General features: G+C 63.2%; 20 protein-coding genes, 1 tRNA gene and 2 pseudogenes. 15 read left to right on the forward strand and 8 right to left on the reverse strand.

From position 1 onward, the window contains the following. Positions 1-113: 113 nt before the first annotated feature. Genes QN397_RS04275 through QN397_RS04290 form a run of 4 tightly spaced genes read left to right on the forward strand, consistent with a single transcriptional unit; the run spans position 114 to position 3,365 of the window. Positions 114-995 (forward strand): branched-chain amino acid ABC transporter permease, encoded by an 882-nt coding sequence (locus tag QN397_RS04275; protein ID WP_187053119.1) that lies wholly within the window; start codon positions 114-116, stop codon positions 993-995. After that, complete coding sequence (locus QN397_RS04280) at positions 995-1,858, forward strand: branched-chain amino acid ABC transporter permease (RefSeq protein WP_323495738.1); 864 nt, start codon at positions 995-997, stop codon at positions 1,856-1,858. The genes QN397_RS04275 and QN397_RS04280 overlap by 1 nt, the downstream gene beginning before the upstream one ends. Next, positions 1,855-2,649, forward strand: a complete 795-nt coding sequence (locus tag QN397_RS04285; protein ID WP_416352146.1) for an ABC transporter ATP-binding protein — start codon at positions 1,855-1,857, stop codon at positions 2,647-2,649. The genes QN397_RS04280 and QN397_RS04285 overlap by 4 nt, the downstream gene beginning before the upstream one ends. Next, entirely contained in the window at positions 2,646-3,365 is a 720-nt protein-coding gene (locus QN397_RS04290) for an ABC transporter ATP-binding protein (protein WP_187053117.1), read from the forward strand. The genes QN397_RS04285 and QN397_RS04290 overlap by 4 nt, the downstream gene beginning before the upstream one ends. Positions 3,366-3,495: 130 nt before the next feature. Here QN397_RS04290 and QN397_RS04295 read toward each other — a convergent pair. Next, a pseudogene (locus QN397_RS04295) lies at positions 3,496-3,906 on the reverse strand (zinc-binding dehydrogenase); the annotation flags it as partial. Positions 3,907-4,009: 103 nt separating this feature from the next. Between QN397_RS04295 and QN397_RS04300 the strand changes: the two are divergent. The 7 genes from QN397_RS04300 to QN397_RS04330 all read left to right on the forward strand — a co-directional run bounded on the left by QN397_RS04300 (position 4,010) and on the right by QN397_RS04330 (position 7,835). Then, positions 4,010-4,633 carry a LysR family transcriptional regulator gene (locus QN397_RS04300; protein WP_323500160.1) on the forward strand — a complete coding sequence of 208 codons (624 nt, stop codon included), beginning with the start codon at positions 4,010-4,012 and terminating at the stop codon, positions 4,631-4,633. After that, entirely contained in the window at positions 4,569-4,937 is a 369-nt protein-coding gene (locus QN397_RS04305; protein ID WP_323500161.1) for a LysR substrate-binding domain-containing protein, read from the forward strand. The genes QN397_RS04300 and QN397_RS04305 overlap by 65 nt, the downstream gene beginning before the upstream one ends. Before the next feature lie 64 nt (positions 4,938-5,001). Further along, positions 5,002-5,409 (forward strand): hypothetical protein, encoded by a 408-nt coding sequence (locus tag QN397_RS04310; RefSeq protein ID WP_323498613.1) that lies wholly within the window; start codon positions 5,002-5,004, stop codon positions 5,407-5,409. 248 nt (positions 5,410-5,657) lie between these two features. Next, entirely contained in the window at positions 5,658-6,884 is a 1,227-nt protein-coding gene (locus QN397_RS04315) for a PQQ-dependent sugar dehydrogenase (protein ID WP_323495731.1), read from the forward strand. Between the two features lie 4 nt (positions 6,885-6,888). After that, positions 6,889-7,203, forward strand: coding sequence for a hypothetical protein (locus QN397_RS04320; protein WP_323495730.1), 315 nt, complete (start codon positions 6,889-6,891; stop codon positions 7,201-7,203). Between the two features lie 91 nt (positions 7,204-7,294). Further along, positions 7,295-7,699 carry a hypothetical protein gene (locus QN397_RS04325; protein WP_323495729.1) on the forward strand — a complete coding sequence of 135 codons (405 nt, stop codon included), beginning with the start codon at positions 7,295-7,297 and terminating at the stop codon, positions 7,697-7,699. Then, positions 7,590-7,835, forward strand: a complete 246-nt coding sequence (locus tag QN397_RS04330) for a hypothetical protein (RefSeq protein WP_323500245.1) — start codon at positions 7,590-7,592, stop codon at positions 7,833-7,835. Before QN397_RS04325 ends, QN397_RS04330 begins: the two co-directional genes overlap by 110 nt. A 301-nt stretch (positions 7,836-8,136) precedes the next feature. On the opposite strand, the gene QN397_RS04335 is transcribed toward QN397_RS04330, so the two are convergent. Next, positions 8,137-8,955, reverse strand: coding sequence for an SPFH domain-containing protein (locus QN397_RS04335; RefSeq protein WP_323495728.1), 819 nt, complete (start codon positions 8,953-8,955; stop codon positions 8,137-8,139). Between the two features lie 197 nt (positions 8,956-9,152). Between QN397_RS04335 and QN397_RS04340 the strand changes: the two are divergent. After that, positions 9,153-9,510: pseudogene (locus QN397_RS04340) on the forward strand (IS3 family transposase); the annotation flags it as partial. A gap of 94 nt (positions 9,511-9,604) precedes the next feature. On the opposite strand, the gene QN397_RS04345 reads toward QN397_RS04340, so the two are convergent. From QN397_RS04345 to QN397_RS04355, 3 genes are all read right to left on the reverse strand, one after another. Next, positions 9,605-9,997: a DUF4149 domain-containing protein gene (locus QN397_RS04345; RefSeq protein ID WP_323495727.1), complete on the reverse strand. Its 393-nt coding sequence runs from the start codon at positions 9,995-9,997 to the stop codon at positions 9,605-9,607. Next, the gene (locus QN397_RS04350) at positions 9,994-10,203 is read right to left on the reverse strand and encodes a hypothetical protein (protein ID WP_323495726.1); all 210 of its coding nucleotides are present in this window, start codon (positions 10,201-10,203) and stop codon (positions 9,994-9,996) included. Before QN397_RS04350 ends, QN397_RS04345 begins: the two co-directional genes overlap by 4 nt. A 168-nt stretch (positions 10,204-10,371) precedes the next feature. After that, positions 10,372-10,448 (reverse strand) — tRNA-Met (locus tag QN397_RS04355). Positions 10,449-10,538: 90 nt separating this feature from the next. On the opposite strand from QN397_RS04355, the gene QN397_RS04360 reads away from it, so the two are divergent. Together QN397_RS04360 and QN397_RS04365 are read left to right on the forward strand one after the other, a co-directional pair. Further along, entirely contained in the window at positions 10,539-11,219 is a 681-nt protein-coding gene (locus tag QN397_RS04360) for a sigma-70 family RNA polymerase sigma factor (protein ID WP_323495725.1), read from the forward strand. After that, positions 11,216-12,598 (forward strand): hypothetical protein, encoded by a 1,383-nt coding sequence (locus tag QN397_RS04365; protein WP_323500162.1) that lies wholly within the window; start codon positions 11,216-11,218, stop codon positions 12,596-12,598. The genes QN397_RS04360 and QN397_RS04365 overlap by 4 nt, the downstream gene beginning before the upstream one ends. A gap of 39 nt (positions 12,599-12,637) precedes the next feature. Here QN397_RS04365 and QN397_RS04370 read toward each other — a convergent pair whose 3' ends face one another. Next, positions 12,638-13,417, reverse strand: coding sequence for an enoyl-CoA hydratase (locus tag QN397_RS04370; protein ID WP_323495723.1), 780 nt, complete (start codon positions 13,415-13,417; stop codon positions 12,638-12,640). Between the two features lie 125 nt (positions 13,418-13,542). Here QN397_RS04370 and QN397_RS04375 point away from each other — a divergent pair, with 125 nt between their 5' ends. Continuing rightward, positions 13,543-14,007, forward strand: coding sequence for a CopD family protein (locus QN397_RS04375; RefSeq protein ID WP_323495722.1), 465 nt, complete (start codon positions 13,543-13,545; stop codon positions 14,005-14,007). A gap of 38 nt (positions 14,008-14,045) precedes the next feature. On the opposite strand, the gene QN397_RS04380 is transcribed toward QN397_RS04375, so the two are convergent. Both QN397_RS04380 and QN397_RS04385 read right to left on the reverse strand, forming a co-directional pair. Further along, the gene (locus QN397_RS04380) at positions 14,046-15,878 is read right to left on the reverse strand and encodes a peptidase M61 (RefSeq protein ID WP_323495721.1); all 1,833 of its coding nucleotides are present in this window, start codon (positions 15,876-15,878) and stop codon (positions 14,046-14,048) included. Then, a complete protein-coding gene (locus QN397_RS04385) occupies positions 15,878-16,606 on the reverse strand; it encodes a DsbC family protein (protein WP_323500163.1) in 729 nt (242 codons plus the stop codon). Before QN397_RS04385 ends, QN397_RS04380 begins: the two co-directional genes overlap by 1 nt. Positions 16,607-16,647 lie beyond the last annotated feature (41 nt).

Genomic DNA, 16,647 nt, shown 5'->3' on the forward strand with positions numbered 1-16,647 from the left:
GGCAAAGCCGGTTCCTCGGTGTCTCACCTGAAGAAGCGATGCCGACGGCCTGTTGTCGACAGCAACTTCAGCGTTTGTATTGCCTGCCTTGTCGCGGGCTCGGAGGTTTCACTTTGCTTGAACAGCAACTCGTCAACGCCCTGTCGCTGGGCTGCGTGTACGCGCTTTTCGCGCTGGGTTTCACGCTCATCTTCGGCGTCTTGGGCGTCATCAATCTGTCGCATGGCGCGGTCTTCATGGTCGGCGCTTACGCGGCGGTCGAGGTCATGGCGCGCTTCGCGCTGCCGCTATGGGCGGGCATGCTGTTCGCCTTTGTTTTTTGCGGTGCGCTCGGGCTGCTGATCGACTTTCTGGTGCTCAAGCCGCTGCGTGCGCGCAACGCACCGCACCTGATCCCGATGATCGCCACCATCGGCGTGGCCATCATCATCAACAACGGCATTCAGGGCATATTCGGTGCGCAGAACATCCGCTTTCCGCAAGGCGTGATTTCGGACCAGTCGTTGAGCCTCGGCGGCATTCATCTGACGGCGCTCGAGCTCGGCATCATCTTGCTGTCGTTCGCCTTGATGGCAGTGCTGCTGCTGGCGCTCAAGCGCACGCAGCTCGGCCGCGCGCTGCGCGCCATCGCTGAATCGCCCAAGGCTGCGTACCTTGTCGGCGTGAACGTCGAAGGCCTGTTCTTCATGACCTCGTTCGCTGCTGCAGCGTTGGGTGGCTTGGCGGGCGTACTCATCGGGCTCTATTCGAACGCGGTGTTTCCCCTGATGGGCCAGCCGATGCTGCACAAGGGCATCGCGGTCATCATCCTCGGCGGCATGGGCGACATTCGTGGCGCGCTGCTGGGGGGGCTCTTCCTCGGCTTTGCCGAAGTGCTGTCGGTGGCCTATATCGGTTCAACCATGCGTGACGCGGTCGCTTTCGGCTTGTTGTTCCTCGTGCTGCTGGTGCGCCCCAAAGGCTTGTTCGGCACTTTGCAGGAACGCAAAGTCTGATGGACTCGCTCGCCAACTTCTGGTCGGTCTACAGCAACGTGGTGCTGTCGCTCGGCACCAATGCGCTGCTGGCGTTGTCGATCTGGCTCACGCTGTCGTGCGGCATGCTGGCGATGGCCAACGCCGCGTTCATGGGCATCGGCGCCTACACCTCGGCCATCCTCACGATGAGTTACGGCGCGCCGTTTCCGGTCGCGATCGCGGCCGGCATGGCGGCACCGGCATTGATGGCTTTCATCATCGGAAAGCCGACGCTGCGACTGTCGGGCGTGTACCTCGCCATGGCAACGCTGGCTTTCGGCGAAGTTGTGCGCATCGTGATCCTCAATGCCGAATCACTCACCGGCGGTGCCCTCGGCTTGAACGGTATTCCGCCCTCGACGGAGTGGTGGCACGTGCTGCTCGCGGTGGTGCTGGTGCTGTCGGCACTCTGGCGTTTGCGGCACTCGAAAATCGGCCGCGCGTTCGAAGCCATCAAGGAAGACGAGACGGCCGCGGGGCTTATGGGCATCGACGTCGGCGCCCACAAGATGCTGGCCTTCGTGCTCGGCGCAGCCATCGCGGGTCTGGCCGGCACGCTCAACGCGCACCTGACCTTCTTTATCGGACCGAACGAGTTCGGCTTCGACCGCGGCGTCGACATCCTGACGATGGCGGTGCTCGGCGGCATCAATGGACTCACCGGGCCCGTGCTCGGCGGCGTCATCCTGACGATCCTCCCCGAATCGCTGCGGGCCTTCGGCGATTTCCGCCTGGTGCTCAACGGAATCATCCTCGTGTTGATCGTCCTGTTCCTGCCCAAGGGCATCTGGGATCCGGTGCGCATCCGGAATTGGTTCGGTCGCAAGGGAGTGGTGGCATGAGCGCGGGCCTGCTGACACTCGATGGCGTTTCGCGTCACTTCGGCGGCCTCAGGGTGCTGCAGGAAGTGCACCTCGATGTGCCGAAGGGCGGCGTGTTCGGCCTCATCGGTCCGAACGGCGCCGGCAAGACGACGGTGTTCAATCTCACGACCGGTTTGCTTCCTGTGACCGGCGGCACGATCCGCTTCCAGGGCAACGATCTCGCCGGCATGAAGCCGCACGAGATCACGCGTGCCGGCATTGCGCGGACGTTTCAGAACATCCGCGTCTTCAAGGAAATGTCGCTGCTGGAGAACGTGATGGTCGGCATGCACGCCAACCTGGGCTACGGTGCGTTCGGGCTGCTGACCTCGTCGGGACTCTTTCGAAGCGAAGAGCGCCGTGCGCGGGACCGTGCGCGCGAGTTGCTGTCGTGGGTCAAGCTGGACCACAAGGCCAGCGACATCGCCGACAACCTTTCCTACGGCGAACAGCGCAAGCTCGAGCTGGCGCGCGCGCTCGCGACCGATCCCACTTTGCTGTTGCTCGACGAGCCGGTCGCCGGCATGAACAGCACCGAGAAGACCGACCTGATGGTCGAGATTCGCAACATCGCTGCGCGCGGTTACACCATCTTCATGATCGAACACGACATGCGTTTCGTCATGGGCCTGTGCGAGCACATCGCCGTGCTGAACTTCGGCCGCATCATCGCGCGCGGCGGCCCTGACGAGATTCGCAACGACCCGCAGGTCATCGAGGCCTACCTCGGCCGCGAAGAAGACGAAGCCGGCACGGAGGTTGAACAATGAGCGCCGTGCTTCTCAAGGTCGACGGGCTCAAGGTCGCCTACGGTCACATCGAAGCGGTCAAAGGCATCGACCTGGAGCTGCACGAAGGGCAGATCACGACGCTCGTGGGCGCCAACGGTGCGGGCAAGTCGACGACGCTGCTGGCGTTGTCGGGGCTCGTCAAGAAGGCGGCCGGCAAGGTCGAGCTGCAAGGGCAAGACCTGACCTCGCTGCCGCCACACAAGATCGTCGCCGCGGGCATGGTGCAGGTGGCGGAAGGGCGCGCGACGCTCACCACGCTGAGCGTGCGCGAGAACCTCGAGCTTGGTGCCTACACGCGGCGCGATGGCCGTGCGCAGCGTGCCGACGACCTCGACCGCATCTTCACGCTGTTCCCGGTGCTGAAAGACCGTGCCGATGGCTTGGCGGGCAACCTGTCGGGCGGTGAGCAGCAGATGCTGGCCATCGGTCGCGCCTTGATGGCCAGGCCGCGCGTGCTGCTGCTCGACGAGCCTTCGATGGGGCTGGCGCCGATCATCGTGCAGGACATCTTCCGGACGCTCCGCGAGATCAACAAGAACGGGCTGACGATTTTTCTGGTCGAGCAGAACGTGCGTCAGGCACTGAAGATCGCCGACCGTGCCTACGTGATCGAAACCGGCCGCATCGTGCTGGCCGGCAGCGGGCGCGAGCTGCTCGGTAACCCGAAGGTGCAAGACGCCTATCTGGGCGGCTAGCAGGCTGCACTTGCTGAACCGCGACGCACGGTGTTCGAATCGAACGACTGCCGCACCAACGTCGCGACCGGGTCGATCTCTTCAGGCCAAGACAAGGTCACTGAACGGCGCGCACAGGTTGACCAAAATCTCAAATCGAGACGACCACCTTGCCGAAAGCGCCACGCTCCAATTGCGCGAAGGCAGCCCGTACATCGGCAAAGCCGTAGACCGTGTCGATGACGGGCTGCATGTGCGTCGTATCGATGGCGCGGATCATGTCTTCCAGTGCACGACGATGGCCCACGCTGATGCCCTGTACGACCGCCCAGCTGCGGATGAGGTCGATGGCCTGGGCCTCGACCTTGCCTCCCTCGATAACGCCGATCAAGGAAATCCTGCCGCCTGGCGCCACGACGGTCAGCGAGCGTCCCAGATTGGCCACGCCGACGGTCTCCAGCAAGTGATCGACGCCGCGTCCACCGGTCAAGCGCTTGACCTCGGCTGGCCAGTCGGCTTCGCGTGCGATGACATGCGCAGCGCCGAGCGCCATCGCTTTGTCGCGCTTTTTTGGCTCTCATGAATCACCAATGGAACATTTCAGTCGCCAGATTGCATCCTAAAATTCTCTAATGAGTGAACGGCTGGACAGCATCGAGGTCTTCGTGGCGGTTGTCGAAGCCGGCAACTTCGCGGCGGCAGCCGACAAGCTGAAGCTCACCCGCTCTGCGGTGGGCAAAAGCGTGGCGCGGCTGGAGGCCCGGCTCGATACAAGGCTCTTTCATCGCACGACGCGCAGCCATCGTTTGACGGAGCCAGGGCAGTCCTACTACGAGCGGTGTCGACGGGCGCGGGACGAATTGGCCGCTGCGGGCGAAGAGCTCGAAGCCGGCCGGCGGGATCCAGTGGGCCGCGTGCGGCTCACCATGCCCATCATCATCGGCCGACTGCTGATCGCGCCACTTCTGTTCGACTTGGGTGAGCGGCATCCGCAACTGAGCTTCGACATCACCTACAGAGACCGGCGCGTCGACTTGATCGAGGAAGGCATCGATCTAGCTATCCGCAGCGGTGCGCTTGATGACAGCACGACGCTAGCCGCGCGCGCTCTCGGCCGGCAGGTGATGGGGGTCTATGCGTCGCCGGGGTATCTGGCCAAGCACTCGCGGCCTGCGTCCTATGAAGACCTTGTGGCGCAGCGCACGTCGCATCGTTTCGTGGGCTATGCGCGCCAAGGCTGGCGGCAGCCCTGCCTCTGCCGACAATGCAGACATCCACCTCCCCTTTGAGATCGAGTCGCGCTTCGTCTGCGACTCGCTAGATATAGTGATAAACGGCGCCATTGCCGGTTGGGGCTTGGCGCGGGTACCGGTCTGGATGGCCGCGCGCGAAGTCGAAGCGGGCCGACTGGTGCGCGTTTTCGAGGAAGCCACGCCCTTCGGCTATGAGCTCAACGCGATCTGGCCGAGGGTGCGGACGTTGCCGATGAAGGTGCGGGTGGTGATCGATCTGGTGCTGACGCAGCTCCCCCATTTGATGGCGTCAGTGACCTTGCCCCTGGAATCCGCTCCTTGGAGCAACGAAGACGCCTGAGAGCCCGCCCCAGCTGCTGCTATCGGGCCAAAACCGGTCAGTCGATGCCGTCGATTTAAACTACATGAAACGTTTTTTGAGGTTCGCTCGCATCTCCGCTGCAATCGCCGGCGGCGTCATCGTTGTATTTCTAGTCAAGCCGATTGCGGCGCTGATATCTGGTGAGTTCACCGGTGGCGTGCCTCCCGCGACTGCGGGACGGACGGTGTACGAAATCAGCGCGAACGTCGTTGCGCTGCTTATGTTGGGCTTCCTCTTCGGCGTACTTCACGGATGGACCTTCGGTCTTACATCTCTCCGCCAGACAGCAATCGCAGCTACCGTTCCGGTGTTTCTCCTATGGGTTTTTTTAACCATTGCGACATGGTTCGTTGCTGCTCCCGCCGTTATCGCTGTTGTGCTCTTCGGTTTCGCGGTATTGGTGGGCGCGCGATTCGGCGCAGGACTCCCTGGAGCTTGCAGCCTTTCCTAGACGCCTGAGCCAGTTTGAGTGACCGCTTCGGGCCCTTTTACGTCATTGGCAACCTGCAATTGAACGTCTGCAATCACTGTGGCGCCGGCGCACGACACGGCAGCTTGGCAGCACAAGCTGGTGTTGATGAAAGGCTCGTCGCTCGTCGCCCGTCGCGCCCGTCGCGCCCGTCGCGCCGATAGCCCGGTGCACGGCGCTGCTTTCACGCTCGCCGGATACTCTCCTGCTTGGCCACTGGCGAGCGAAGCATGCAATTCCCGAAGTTCGGACTCATCCCCTGGTTGCTCCTCGGTGCTACGCCCGTAGTGGCGCAGATCAACGCCGGATCTCTGCCTCCCACCCCATCACCTCCGTTCAAGCTCACGAAGTTCGCGCAATTCGATCTGCCGTGGCGCATCGCCTTTCTGCCGGACGGACGCATGCTGATCACCGAGAAGAGCGGCAAGCTCTTTCTAGTGACCCAATCCGGGGAGAAGCTCGAAGTTACTGGCGTGCCGCCCGTGCTGCACGAAGGGCAGAACGGCCTGCTCGGCGTCTACTTGGCCCCGGCCTATTCGAGCGATGGGGCGATCTACCTGACCTATTCAGAGCCCGGTCAGGACCCGGGGACTTCGAGCCTGGCGCTCGCCCGCGCGACGCTCAAGATTGGCGTTGGCACCGCCTCGCTGGGGGACCTGAAGGTCGTCTGGCGCGACCCGATCAAGGGCAAGGGGGGCCAGGTCGGCGCTGCTGTGGCCTTTTCGCCGGATCAGACCTTTCTCTTCCTCACAGCGGGCGATCGACAGCGATTTACTCCCGCCCAGGACCCGAACCAACCGGCAGGCAAGATCCTGCGTTTGACCCTGGACGGCAAGCCCGCACCCGGCAACCCGATGGAGGGCAAGACCGGCGCACGGTCCGTCCCAGTGATCGATCCGCCAAGAGATACGGAGTCCGCTAAAACCGCGCCGGTCGTGGGCACCTATGTTTTTGACGGCCCCAATCTGACGCCCTCCGAGACTTGGACCTCGGGGCATCGCACGCCCTACGGGCTCGCGTTCGCGCCGGATGGCCGGCTTTGGGAACTCGAGCACGGGCCGCGCGGCGGCGACGAACTCAACCTGATCGAGCCGGGTAAGAACTATGGTTGGCCGCTCGTCTCCTATGCGGTGAACTACGACGGCGTGCCCATCGCAAGCCCCGACACGCGCGCCGACCTTGCCAAACCCGTGATCTACTGGACACCCGTCCTCGCGCCCGGCAACCTGATGTTTTACAGCGGCGCGATGTTTCCGGATTGGAAGGGCTCGGCTTTCGCGGGCGGTCTCATAAGCCGCGCCCTGCATCGGATCGAGGTGCACGGCGCGATCGCGACACCGGCCGAGCACTGGGGAGTCGGCTTCCGTGTCCGCGACGTCGAGCAGGCGCCGGATGGCGCGCTGTGGTTGATTGAGGATGACCACGCGGGCGGCTTATACCGGCTCACGCCGAAGTAGTCACGTGAGTATTCCAAACGCCTGGATCATCGGCGCGGTGGCTGTCGGCCATTTCAGGATGGGGCTCGACGCCGCAGCCCTCGATACGCTCGCGCTTGTCGCCCTGGTGTTCGGCAGCCAGACAACGCTCCACGCCTTTCGCGAACGCCGGCGCCTGTGGTCTCGCCCGGGCCTGTGGCTCAACCTGTCGTTCTTGGCCAATGTGCTGATCTTCTCGACGATGGCCGTTGTTGGCATCTTGATGACACCGCTGCCCCTTGCGCTTGTGACCGGCACGCTGGCCGCGGCGGTCGGCGTCGGAGTCGTTCGGCGGCCGTGAAGATGCCGGTTTTCAAGCGATGCGCCATCGCGTAGTCGATCGACCCCTGTGATGGCCGGTGGGCGCAGCGCTCACGGTCAAAAGGACGAGCATGAAACTGAACACCGAAGACTTCCGCGTGCCGCAGGGCAAAAAGGTGACGCTCGAGAAGCGGCCGACCTGGGTGAAGCCTGTCTGCAAGTCCAAGGGGGCATATCAAAGAGTTCTGGCTGAGCATGTCGCGCAACTGAGCGCGTTGCAAAAACTTCTGTACGCCGCCAACAGCCGTGCGGTGTTGATGATTTTTCAGGCGATGGACGCTGCGGGAAAAGACGGTGTCATCCAGCAAGTGATGTCCGGCGTCAACCCACAAGGCTGCCAGGTCTTCAGCTTCAAACATCCGAGCGCTGCCCGGAACGCCGCTCGACGCGAAGACGGTCTGGAAGGAGCCTCACCCGCAAGGGCACGCGGATCATCAAGTTTCGCGGGCGGCACCGTGGTATGTCGTACCCGCTGACGACAAGGAGAACGCGCGGCTGATCGTGTCCCAGATCGTTCTCGACACACTCGGGACGCTTCAGATGAGTTATCCGAAGTCGGACGCAATGCGTCGGCAGGAGTTACTGACGATTCGCGAGCAGCTTCTGAAGTGATGCGAGCCGCACATCGGTCTCGATTAGTTGCTCGGCTCACGACACACCGCTCCCCACTCGAACAAGAACTCAAACCCGAATTCGCGGTTGTGTCGCAGAAAGACGCGCAGCGCTTCGTTCAACTTGTTCTCTCGGCCATCGCATTCGCTCACTCGTCATGACTTATTGCGACACTGCCCTTCGGCTCGCCGCAGCTTGCCTGTGCCGCCCTTAGTGCGATGGAATGGGAGCGCGTACCTTCACTCTGAAGAGCTATGCAGGTGACATCCACGAAGCCTGCGCGGGGACCGGAAGACTGCGCTCAGGTCGGATTGGACGCGGCAGATCGGGCGGGCGGTGGAGCTTGATGCGACAACGCGTATGCCATCGCTACGCCCGAAAGCGACGGCGCCATCAGATTTTCCTGGGCGACCGGGAAGATGATGGTGGTGTTTTGCTCGGCGCCGATTTCCTTCAAGGTCGCCAGCGTGCGGAGTGTCAGTGCAGCTGGATTTTTCGACAGGATGTCGGCAGCTTCAGCGAGCTTGGCGGCCGCCTCGTATTCGCCGTTGGCCGTGATCACCCGGGCCCGTGCGCCGCGTTCGGCTTCGGCCTCCTGGGCCATCGCCCGGATCATCGTCTGGTCGAGGTCGACGGTACGGATCTCGACGTTGATGATGTGCACGCCCCAGCTTTGCGTGCGTTCCTCCAGCGCCACGCTCAAAGCCTTGTTCAGCACATCCTGCTTTGAGAGCAGCTCGTCCAGCATGTGCTTGCCGATGTTGGCGCGCAGCGCGATCGGTGCGAGTTGGGCGATGGCGCTCAGGTAGTCCTCGACGTCAAGCAAGGCCATCCTCGGATCGACGATCTTGAAGAATGCGACCGCCGACACCTTCACCGAAACGTTGTCGCTGGTGATCACGTCTTGAGACGGAATCGGCATCACCTTGACCCGCATGTCGGCGCGCCGCATGGTCTGCGCGAAAGGGATCAGGATCGTCAGACCCGGCCCCCGGACGCCAGTGAATTTGCCCAGCGTCAGCACCACGCCGCGCTGAAACTGATCGAGGATCTTGACGGTGTAGAAGGCGCCCAGCAGCAGAAGCACCAGCAAAATCACGAAGGGGGAGGCGGCGGCCATGGAGGTTCCTTACTTGGGGTCCGTGTGTGTTGGTAGATGTGGATGTCAAAGGCTCCACGCGGCACAGGCTCCCAACCTTTGAGCATCTGTCCCAATTCAATTGTCACGACTAACAGTAACTTTATCGAGGCCATGGTCTGCATTTGCCATCAGCTTCTGCGCCCACAGATCAGTGCGAGACAGCAAGGGCATGCCAAGCTCGGGTCTGCCCCTGCAAGCGGGTGTGCGAGGCGTTGCGGCTGGCCATTGCGCAGCGTCAACCAGGCCCGGGCTTGATAGTGCATTCGGATCGTGGAAGTCAGTACGCCTGTGGTTCACATTGAGCCCTTCTGGCAAAGCACGGAATGGTTGGCAGCATGAGTCGCAACGCAAATTGGTGGGACAACCCGTCATGGAGCGCTTCTTCCTGAACCTGAAGATGGAGCGCGTCTGACAGTGCGATTCCGCCAACCATGCCGAGGCCACGGGTGACATTGCCGACTACATCGTCGGCTTCTACAACAGTGTTGGCTGCACTCCACACTGGGCAACTTGCCACCCAATGCCTTCGAGTAGAAATCGACAGTTAGTCAGCCTATCGACGTGTGCGAAGTAACGTGACCAGGGCACGGCGCCAAGAAACGCCGTTAGTTCTGAGGGCGTGATTCACTCAGACCAGCCGCACCAGCACAGCGCCAGCAGCCACGATGTGCGCCAGCGTAATTACTACAGACATGCCGTGCAGCCACCTGAAGCGCTGGCGCATCCCTTGGTCGGTGGCGGCATTGATGGCCGGCATCAGCAACTGGCGCGAGGGCACTGTCGTGATGGCAATGGCCGCCATCAGCCCGGCAGCCACCGCATCCAGAGGCCACAGCAGGCCCGCGCCGATTGCCGCGGCCGCGATCACGAACAGATAGAACGCTGGAAACGCGCGCCGCAGTGTGGCGCCTGCAACGTCGGGGGGCAAGGCCGTGAACAGGAAGGCCGCGAAGCCGAACGAATACAGAGCCATGCCGCCGAACAGCAAGGCTGTGGTGAGAACCGCCAGCGCCTGGATCATGCGGGTTCGGCGCCATGGGCCGCAACAGCCTTACCGCTAAGCAGATGTGCGAGCGTATTGCGGGTGAACTGCTTCTCGTAGTGCCGGTTGCGGCGGTTCTTCTTCGCCGCGGCGCGCTGACCCTGGCGTTTGTCGACCACCACGTCGGCCAGGCGGCTCAGGTCATCGAGGTCGCGGATGTCGTTGGGGGAATTGCGTCGTGGCATGTTTTCTAGTTTGCCCGAGGGCGCGCAGCCTTGCAGGCTGGCGGCCGGATCGCCACGTTGATCGCCCCTTCGAGGAGACGCTTAGCTGTCGCCTACAGATTGCCTACAAGCGCCTGCAAACAAAAAAAGCCCGCTATCAGTTCGATAGCGGGCTTCCGTTGCTGGGTCTGGTGGCTCTTCACGGATTCGAACCGCGGACCTGTGGATTATGATTCCATCGCTCTAACCGACTGAGCTAAAGAGCCGAGCCCAACATTATAGCCGGCTCGTGAACTCTTCGACAATCGACCCCGAACGGCATCGCCGTCCGTACAAGCTCAGGTGAAAATCGCCCGATGCTCGCTCCCACCCTCGAAGCGGACCCCGCTACACCGTCCACCCCCGACGCGATGGGGGACGATCAATTGATGCTCGCCTATGCGGCAGGCGACGCGGCCGCTTTCGACATGCTCTATGCACGTCATGAAAACGCACTGTATCGCTTCGTCAAGCGCTTGCTTGGGTTGCGTTTGTCGGCCGAGGTCGACGAGGTGTTTCAGGACACGTGGCTGCGCATAGTGACGGCGCGCGCCAGCTTTTCTCCGCAAGGCGCGGCGTGGCGTACCTGGGCCTTCACCATCGCCCACAACCTCGCGATGGACCGCTTGCGCGTGAGCGGACGCGAGGTGCAGTTCTATGCCCACGACGAAGACGGCGATGGCCTCGAAGCCGGACGGCTGTTCAGCCGCGGCTTGCTGAACGAAGGTGCGTCGCCGTCCGATGCGGCCCATCCGTCGGCCGAAGAAATCGCTTTCTGGCGCGCTGCGGGCCGGCGTCTGCTGGCCTGCCTGGATGAGTTGCCCGACGATCAACGCGCTGCGTTTTTGTTGCATCACGAAGATGGCTTCACGGTCGAGGCGCTGGCCGATGCGCTAGACACGCACTTCGAAACGGTGAAGAGTCGATTGCGCTATGGCATCAAGAAATTGCGGGAGTGCATGGAGCGCTACTTGTCCGTGCTGAGGGTTCGCAAATGAGCGACGAACCGATGGGCAATGTGGCCTTCCCCGACGAGTTCGATGATCCGGTGCTCCGGCGTGCGCTGCAGAACGCTCCCGATGCCGCTGTCGCGCCGGACTGGCGGATTCGCCGGACCATTCAGCAGCGCGCGCGGGAGGCGGTCGAGCCGCGCGACGAAGACATTTCGCTGGCGCCGATGGTTCCGCTGTGGAAGCGCCTGCTGGGTATCGGTGGCGAAAGCGGTCGCAGCCGCATGCCATGGAACGCTGCTTTTGCGACCGTGCTTGTTGGGGTCATCGTGACCGCACTGTGGCAGCACGAGCCGGTGCCCGAAGCGCGGCTCGACAGCGAGGCGAAGTCGAGTGCGGCGCCGACGGCCCGCGAAGCTGCAAACACGCTTCCACCGGAGCCCATAGACACCACGCCGATGCCGGGACTGGAGCCTCGCAACGCAGCGCCCGCGCTACCCCCGGTCGAGGCGCCTCAGGAGCCTTCGACGACGTCTGTTCCGGCCCCAACGCCAGGCACGTCGACCGAGACGGCCGCAGCAACTGCTAAGCCTGCGCCACCAGCGATTTCCGAGCCTGCGCCTGCAGTCGTTGCGCCACCCAAAGTCGAAGCTTTGCCGGCACCGGCACCGGCACCGGCACCGGTACCGGTGCGGGCTCGCGAGCCGAAGGCGGCTGCGGCCGACCTTGAGAGTTCGTCGAAGCGCGCGGAGGCCGAGCAAGCGCCGCCGCGCGCAGTGCTCAAGCTGGAGCCGATACCGACGGCACCGGCGCAATCCATTGCACCAACAGCAACACCTGCCTCTGCCGCGAAGTCACGGGATTCCAGCGCCGCCGATCAGCCGGCGGCAGGCGCCTCACCGCCTGCCGGTGCAGCAGCACCCGGGCTGCCCGGTACGCCCGGTGCCGCCGCAGCGCCTCCCGCACGCGCGGTCAAAGCCGCACCGACATCGACGGTACGCACCGAAGCCACCGACCCGCCGACCTTCGCCGCGCTGTCGCAGTGGACGCGGCTCACCATCGCGCAAAGCGGTGGCGAAACGCGCAGCCTGTCGCGCGCCGAAGGACGTGAATTGCTGCCGCTGATCGGCTCTGCGGCGATCACTGCCGTGGGCGCGCAGCGATTCGTTGGCGGGGCCGAGTGGCGGCTGACGTTCGAACGTGACGGCAAAGTATTGGCGGTGCTCGAACTCGCCCGAGAGCAGGTGCGTTGGCGTGAAGGTACAGCGCCACCGGCCACGGGTGCGCCGTCGGCAGGGTCGCTCGCGGCATTGGTGCGCTCATTAGCGGAGGCGGTTGCGCCAGCGCCGCGAGCCGATCCGGCACCTCCTGCTGCTCCTGCGGCAGGGTCACCGCCCGGTGCGACATCAGCGGAAGCCCCGCGGTAAGCGGCGGAGCACTGCCTTAGGGCGCGGGCGGTACCGACTTCAGGCGTTCTTGAAGTCGGCCTTGCGCTTGCCGACGAAGGCGTCCATGCCTTCTTTCTGATCGTTCGTCGCGAACAGCGCATGGAACAGCCGGCGCTCGAACATCACGCCATCCGACAGCCCGCTCTCGAAAGCACGATTGACCGATTCCTTGGCTGCCATCACCGCGATCTGCGAGAAATCGGCGATGACCAACGCGGCGCCGAGTGCTTCGTCGGCCAGCTTGTCGAACGGCACGATGCGGCTTACCAGCCCGGCGCGCTCGGCTTCGGTCGCGTCCATCATGCGGCCGGTCAGTGCCATGTCCATCGCCTTGCTCTTGCCGACCGCCCGCGGCAGACGCTGCGTGCCGCCCGCGCCGGGAATCACACCCAGCTTGATTTCAGGCTGACCGAACTTGGCGTTGTCGGCCGCGATGATGAAGTCGCACATCATCGCGAGCTCGCAGCCACCGCCGAGTGCAAAGCCGCTCACTGCCGCGATCACCGGCTTGCGGATGGTGCGGATGGTTTCCCAATTGCGCGTGATGTAGTCGCTCTTGTAGGCGTCCACGAAACTGAATTTGGCCATGGCGCCGATGTCGGCGCCGGCCGCGAACGCTCGCTCGCTGCCGGTGATGATCATGCAGCCGATGGCTTCGTCGGCGTCGAACGCCTTGAGCGCCGCGCCGAGCTCGGTCATGAGCGCGTCGTTGAGTGCGTTGAGGGCTTTGGGGCGGTTCAGCGTGACGATGCCGACCTTGCCGGCTTCGGTGCGGACTTCGATGTTTTCGTAGCTCATGGTGTCTCCGTTGGCGATGAAAAAGTTTCGGGGAAAAGGCTGCGGGTCACTATAGCGAAGCCTCTGCGAACACGTGCGTTGGATGCGACACTGCCAGACCACTCCGGCAACCAAGACCGACCACGATGAACCTGCTTATCTCTTCCCTTCTTTGCGTGCATCTGCTCGCCGCCGCGTTTTGGGTCGGCGGCATGGCGACGATGCACTTCGCCGTCCGTCCTGCCGCTGTCGCCGTGCTGGAACCACCGCTGCGCTTGCCGTTCATGGCGGCAGCGCTCGGACGTTTTCTGGGCTGGGTCGGTGGCGCGATCGTGTTGTTGCTGCTCACCGGTTTCGCGATGGTCGCCATGGCCGGTGGTTTCGCGCGGGTGCACTGGAGCGTTCACGCGATGCTGGCGTTGGGGCTGGTGATGATGGCGATGTACGGCCACATCCGCTTCGCCGGGTTTCCGAAGCTGGTGCGTTTCGTGGCGTCACGCGATTGGCCGGCCGCCGGCAAGGCGCTTGCCACCATCCGCATGCTCGTCGCGATCAACCTCGCGCTGGGCGTGCTCGTGTTCGTGATCGCGGTGGTCGGCCGCGTTTTGTAGGCGACGCTGGCCATGGTCGACTCAAGTCGACGGTTCGCCTAGCTTCCGGTCAGCCACTTCGTCGTCAACGCGGCATCTTTGGCGAAGAGGCGCCATGTCGTCACGCCTGTCGGCAGCGTGAGCGGCAGACGCAGCAGGCGACGGTCACGCGCGACGATGGCGATCATCTTTTTCTGCGGCCCGAGGTAGAGCGCCAGGTCTTCGATCTTCGTGATGCGCCAGGCCTGCGTCGGCTGCCCTTTGCGCGTCGGCAATTCGATACCGATCCATTCGTCGTGCGCCGCGAAGCCGGCGGCTTCTGCAGCGCCGCCGCGCAGCACCACCTTGACCTGCACGCTGCCGTTGGTCTCCGTCACGCGCAGGCCGAGTTCCTGCGCGCGCTGCGCCGGGTCATCGAGCGTGGCGATGCCGTGTGCGCGCAGCAAGCCCGACAACGGCAGCTCGTCGGTCGAGTGCACCCATTGCGCGATCTCGCTTGCATACGAACGGCCGCCCACTGATTCGAGCGCTTTTGCCACATCGGCTTCTTCGATCGGGCCGCCAGCACTTTTCGTCCACAACGAACGCATCACGTCGTCGAGCGTGCCCTTGCCTTCGCTGCGCAGCGTCAGGTCGAAGCACATCGCGACCAGCGCGCCCTTGGTGTAGTAGCTGACCGTGCCATTGGGTGTCTGCTCGTCCTGCCGGTAGTACTTGACCCAGGCGTCGAAACTGGCGTCCGCGACCGACTGAACCAGCCGGCCCGGCGTCTGCATGACCTGGTTGATGGTCTTGTTGATGAGGCGCAGATAGGTCGTGTCGTCGATGCGGCCGGCACGGCGCAGCAGCAGGTCGTCGTAGTAGCTGGTGAAACCTTCGAAGAGCCACAGCAACTGCGTGTGGTTTTCGCGGGTGTAGTCGTAGCGCGCGAACTCGGCGGGGCGCATGCGCTTCACATTCCAGGTGTGAAAGTACTCGTGGCTGATGAGTCCCATCAACGTGGTGTAGCCCTCGGGCTGCTTCTTCGCGCCGAGTTGCGGCAGATCGCGGCGCGTGCAGATCAGAGCGGTTGAGTGCCGGTGTTCGAGGCCGCCATAACCATCGTCGACCGCGTTCAGCATGAAGACGTAGCGGTTGAACGGGAGCTTCGTGCCACCGCGCTTGCCGACCTTGTCGCCGTGCCAGAAACGCATCTCGGTTTCGCAGATGGCTTTGGTGTCCGCGATGAGCCGTTCGCTGTCGAACGACGCTGTCGCACCGGCGACGACGAAGCGGTGCGGCACGCCGCAGGCTTCGAACTCGCCGCTCCAGAACGCGCCCATTTCGAAGGGGCAGTCGGCCAGTTCGTCGTAGTCGGCAGCCTCGTAAGTGCCGAAGCCCTGCTTGTCGACCGTTGCGCCGACCAGCGCGGTCACGCAAGACCAACGCGCATGTCCAGGCAAAAGTTTGGGCGCGAGGACTTCGATCGCATGCGGCGTATCGGTCTGGGCATCGACCCGCAGGCACAGGCTCGTGCCGTTGAAGAAGCCGCGGTCGACGTCGAGCCACGCGGTGCGCACCGAGTTGTCGTATGCACACACTTCATAGCGAAGCACCAATGGCTGACCAGGCGTGCAATCGACTTCCCATGTGCACTTGTCGAGTTGCGCGATGCCGATGTTGCGGCGACCTTGCTTCGCGTTGAGGCCTTGCAGGTTCTTGGCGAACTCACGAACCAGATAGCTGCCCGGAATCCACACCGGTAGCGACACGCGTTGATGCGGTGCTGGCCGATCGATGGTGAGGGTGACCGCAAACAGATGCGCATTGCGGTCGGCGCATTCGACGCGATAGTGAATGGCCGCTGCAGTTGCGGTTGCGGTTGCGGTTGCCGCGCTCCGGGGAGCGCCCATCAGTTGGCTGCGCTGAGTTTCTGCTCGACCTGCGCTGCAGGAATGGCCCCCGGTGCGCGCGAGCCGTCGCTGAAGATCAACGTCGGCGTGCCGGTGATGTTGTACTTGCGGCCGAATTCGACATTACGTTGTACGGCGGCGACATCGCAATCGGTGCTGGCCGCATCGGGCCTGACCTCGCTCGACATCCAGTCGTTCCAGCTTTTGGCCTTGTCTTTGGCGCACCAGATATTGCGCGCCTTGGCAGTCGAATCCGCACCGAGCACCGGGTACAGGAAGAGATAGACCGTCACGTTGTCGACCGTTTTCAGGTCACGCTCGAAGTGCTTGCAGTAGCCGCAGTTGGGATCTTCGAAAACTGCGAGCTTGCGCTTGCCGTTGCCGCGCACGATCTTGAAAGCGTCGTTTACGGGCAGCTTGTCGAATGCGACCTCGCTGAGCTTTTCGACCCGCGCTTCGGTCAGGTTCTTGCGCGCCTTCACATCGATGAGATTGCCTTGAAGCAGGTAGTTGCCCTGCTCATCGGTGTAGAAGATTTCGGCGCCGTTGATGCGGACTTCGTACACGCCGGACATCGGCGATTTGGAAACCTCGTCGATCTTCGCGAACTGCGGAATGCGCGCCGCGAGGTTCTTTCGGATTTCGGCTTCGCCGGCCAGCGCATTGAAGCTGGTGAGCAGGGCAGCCCCGAAGCCGAAGACGGCAAGAAGTTTGCAAGCGAGTTTCATGAGAGAACCGTTTAAATCGTTGAGTGAGTGTGATGCCGGAA

This window comes from Variovorax sp. RTB1, assembly GCF_035018765.1.
Taxonomy (GTDB): Bacteria; Pseudomonadota; Gammaproteobacteria; order Burkholderiales; family Burkholderiaceae_C; genus Variovorax.